2 protein-coding genes are annotated in these 3,986 nt (G+C 66.2%); both read left to right on the plus strand.

The annotated features are described in order from the left end of the window. A partial coding sequence (gene csb2 / locus MLY01S_RS12240) for a type I-G CRISPR-associated protein Csb2 (RefSeq protein WP_157531307.1) occupies nt 1-1,165 on the plus strand: 1,165 nt, incomplete at its 5' end. Then, a complete protein-coding gene (gene cas3g, locus MLY01S_RS11695; protein WP_067192368.1) occupies nt 1,162-3,969 on the plus strand; it encodes a type I-G CRISPR-associated helicase/endonuclease Cas3g in 2,808 nt (935 codons plus the stop codon). The genes csb2 and cas3g, both read left to right, overlap by 4 nt. Nucleotides 3,970-3,986 lie beyond the last annotated feature (17 nt).

The following is a 3,986-nucleotide window of genomic DNA, read 5'->3' on the forward strand; positions in this document are numbered from 1 at the left end:
CGGAAGCGGCATGATCAGGACTCTCGACACGCTCTGCGCCGATGTTCCCCACCTCGGAGAGACCTCGTCTCCAGTGCGGCTGCGAGTGCACACTGGTGACACCGTCGGTGAGCCCACCCACCGGTTGGATGACGCTGCGGGATTGCGTCAGCATGCGGGGGAGCTGCGCCAGGTCATGCCGACGCGCGGACGGCTGGCTGAGCTGGAGGCAGCACATGCGGCGCAGTACCGCGGGAAGCCCCCGAGTGTGGCTGCAGACAAGCACACGACGTCGACGCGTCCGCATGCACCGCGGCCCGACGAGACCTGTCAGCGCACCGGGGTGTTTCGTCCCGTGGACACGCTTGATGCGGATGTCCCGTGGTCTCACGTGCTGGCACTGCCGATTGCGTCCCAGTCCCGGCCGGTTCCGGAGGAACGGTTCGTGAGTGTCTGTGTCGCTCTCCATCGCGCCATCGTGGCCCGGATGGGTGCGGGGGCTCCGCCTGAGGTGACGGGGAGATACGCACCGTCAATGCCTCCGGCAGCCAACCGGGTGGCATTGCACTATGTCCCTGGTGACGTGGACGGTCTGCCCTTCGACGACTCCCACGATCGTTTTCTGCTCATGGTCCCCCGGGGTATGAGCGGCCATGCATTGGGGGCGTTGGTTGGTGCACTCACGGGGCTGCGTCGTGTTGTGACGAAGGCACATCAGCTGGCAGTTGAGCCGGACAAGGTCGAGATCTTCGCGGGCGATGCGTTCTGGCGGGCTCCCCGGCCGGGGTACACGCGCGCCTGGGAAGCGATGCCCGCCGTCGTGGCGGAGCGCCGCCTCAAGTCGGTGGTCGGGATCCGCGACGTCGACCTCGCCGCTGCCTGGTCGTTGGGCAATGTCTTCCGCGAACTGTACCCGGAGACCGGGGACACCCAGGCGGCCGCCCGCTACGCAGCTGTCACGGACCTTGGTGTCCGACTCAGTGGGCGAGCACTGAGGACGCTGACTCCCAGTGCCTACGTGCACAAGACGAACCGGGCCAGCTTGCCGCAGCCCTATCGGCTGACTGTGGACATGGGGTCCCTGGTCTCAGACAGATCCATCGTGGCCTTGGGTCAGAGCCGACACCTCGGCTGTGGCCTGTTGGTTCCACGCGACGTGCAGACCATGATGCAGGAGGACGCATGACACCGCAGCAGACAGCGATCACCGCTGGTCTGACGCTTCCTGAGTTCGGGAGCTTCTTCGCCGCTCTCAATGATGGTAACCGCCCGTTCGGGTGGCAGCAGGAGCTCGCGGAATTCGTGATCAGGAACGGCCGGTGGCCGGAAGCGATCGTCGCGCCGACAGGTTCGGGCAAGTCGGCTGTGCTCGACGTCCATGTGTTCGCTGTGGCCGTGACCCATGCGCCGGACTGGTCCGGACCTCGGGTTCCGCGTCGGCTGTGGCACGTCGTCGGCCGCCGCGCCCTCGTGGATGACATGGCCGAACGAGCGCAGCATCATGCACGCGCGTTGTCTAATGCTCTGACTGAGGGTGAGGACGGTGTGCTCGGCCGCGCCGCGCGGATCCTGCACAGTCTTTCTCCGTGGACAGAGACCGTCCTCGGTGTGACCACACTTCGAGGTGGTATCGCTCCGGAACGTGGGTGGCAGGACGATCCGCTCTCCTGCCAGATCATCTGCGCGACACCGGATATGGCAGGCAGCCGTCTCTTGTTCCGTGGGTATGGGTCATCGGTCGGCATGCGTCCGCGTGAGGCCGGCCTGTTGGCCCATGACTCCGTGCTTGTGGTCGATGAGGCGCACCTGAACAGGCAGTTGCTCACCACCGCGCAGCGGGTGAGTGCGCTCGCCGCCGAGTCGCCGCTCGCCGCCCATGTGCAGGCCCTGCAGGTTGTGGAGACCACGGCGACACCGGCTGCACTGCCTTCGGACTCGGCTGCGATCGGAGTGGCCCTGGACGACATCCGGGCAGGACGGATCGAGCCCGAGTTGTCGCAGCGTCTCACCCGACCGAAGCCGGTGACTCTCCACACGGATGGGCCGTGGCTGTCTGGCCAGACGGGTGCCGCAGCCACCTCGGCTGCCCGCGAGATCATGGCGATGGTGCAGGATGCCGTGAAGGCAGGTCAGACCCCCGTGGGGGTCGTGGTCAACCGTGTGGCGTCCGCCTTGGCCGTCCATGACCTTCTCCAGAAGGGGGCACCTGAGCTGCGAGTGCAGCTGATTGTGGGGCCACGCCGTCGGTGGGAGCAGACAACGGATCGAAGTAAGGGCGCCCCCGACGTCTATGTTGCCACCCAGGCCATCGAGGTGGGGCTGGACCTGGATTTCGCAGCGCTCATCACGGACCTGGCTCCCGGCGCCGCGTTAGCACAGCGGGCTGGCCGGGTGAACCGCCGTGGCCTCAGGGATATGGGGCCCGTGCACGTTCTCTGTCCCCCAGGAGAGAAGGTGACGGAGAAGTTCGCCTTGCCGTATCGGCCCTCGGATCTGGAGGCATCGGCAACATGGCTCGACCGGAGGGCCGCCGACCCCAACGGGATCGCACCTACGGCTATCCTGGCCGACCCTGCGCCGGCAGAGGCACCGTCCCGGCCGGTCTTCAGTGAGATCGAACCATCACGCGCAGCCCTGTTCAGCCGGACTTCCGAGCGTTTGGTGGTGGAACCAGACCTCACCCTGTGGCTGCGAGACGGTCTGGACCCGGACGCAGACGTGACTGTCGTCGGCAGGCGGCTGCCGCGTGTCGGAGAGGGCGTCGATGACGGCATCGATATCGGTGAGAGCATTGCGCTGCTGACGATTGCCCCACCACAGCCGCATGAGGCCTACCCCTCGACCATCACCCGGTTGGCTCCAATGCTGCGAGGCCGACGGAGTCCTTCGGTAATGTTCATCCGTCGCGAGGACGGGTGGGAAGCGGTCTCTCCGAGCGACGGTGTGCCGCAACTGCGTCCCGGTGAGACCATTGTGGTGCCCCATGATTGGGCAGCGACCATGTCAGCGGTGATCGTCCCTGAGGGAACGAGCGAGGTCGGGGACGTGCTCGATCCATCACCTGAGGACCCGGCTCTCGGCGCTACCCACGCCGTCGGGACACAGGGCCGCTCCGTAGCGGTCACCACAGGCCGGCCGCTTGCGGGCGTTGCTGACCATTTGCGGCAGTCTCTCCTGGAGGTGGCCGCTGCGCTGCAGGATGAAGACGAAGCGCTTACTGTGAGGTCCGTCCGCCATGCTCTCCAGGACCGAGGTCAGTGGGAGACCTGGCGGCTTTACCTGGGAATCCCGGAACAGGACAGTGAGCTGGAGGCACGGATCGCTGTGGTGGCCGGTGGGCGATCCTCCGAAGCACCGGAGCAGGCGTCCTGGGTGCTGTTCTCCATCCGACACCCCGCCGTTTCGGATGATGCGGAGCTGTCCGTGACATCCGTGTCACAGCGTGTATTCCTGGCCGACCACCAGCGTGACGTGGCTGGGCGAGCACGGGAGTCCGGTTTACGGGCAGGGCTGCCCGAGGGCATGCTCCAGCTCCTCGAACTCGCTGGCCTGCACCACGACGACGGGAAGCGCGACCCGCGCTTCCAGGATTGGCTGACGCAGGGCAAGGGATCCACTGAGCCGCTGGCCAAGAGCGGACACGCGCGGCTTCCGCGGCGGCAGAAGTCGTTCTTGCCGTGCAAATGGCGGCATGAACAGCTATCTGCGGCGATGTTGTGCGAAGCCGTTCCTGGAGTGGACCCGCTGATTGTTCGGCTCGTGGGCACCAGTCATGGTCTGGGCCGTGGGGTATTCCCGATGAACAGCGACGAGCTGCTCCATCCGAGTGCTCACGATTCGCTTCGCGCGGCTGCCACCGAGTTGTTCGACGTCGGGCAATGGGACGCTTGGGTGGAGCGGACGGATGTCGAATGGGGAATCTGGGGCGTGGCGTGGCTGGAGGCTCTGCTGCGCTCAGCGGATGTGTCGATCTCGAAGGAAGGACGCTGACCATGACGGAGAACCTG

The sequence above is a fragment of the Micrococcus lylae NBRC 15355 genome (assembly GCF_001570885.1).
GTDB lineage: Bacteria > Actinomycetota > Actinomycetes > Actinomycetales > Micrococcaceae > Micrococcus > Micrococcus lylae.

Coding starts and splice junctions, on each gene's coding strand:
- cas3g (WP_067192368.1), top strand. CDS start 1,162: ATGACACCGCAGCAGACAGCGATCACCGCTGGTCTGACGCTTCCTGAG.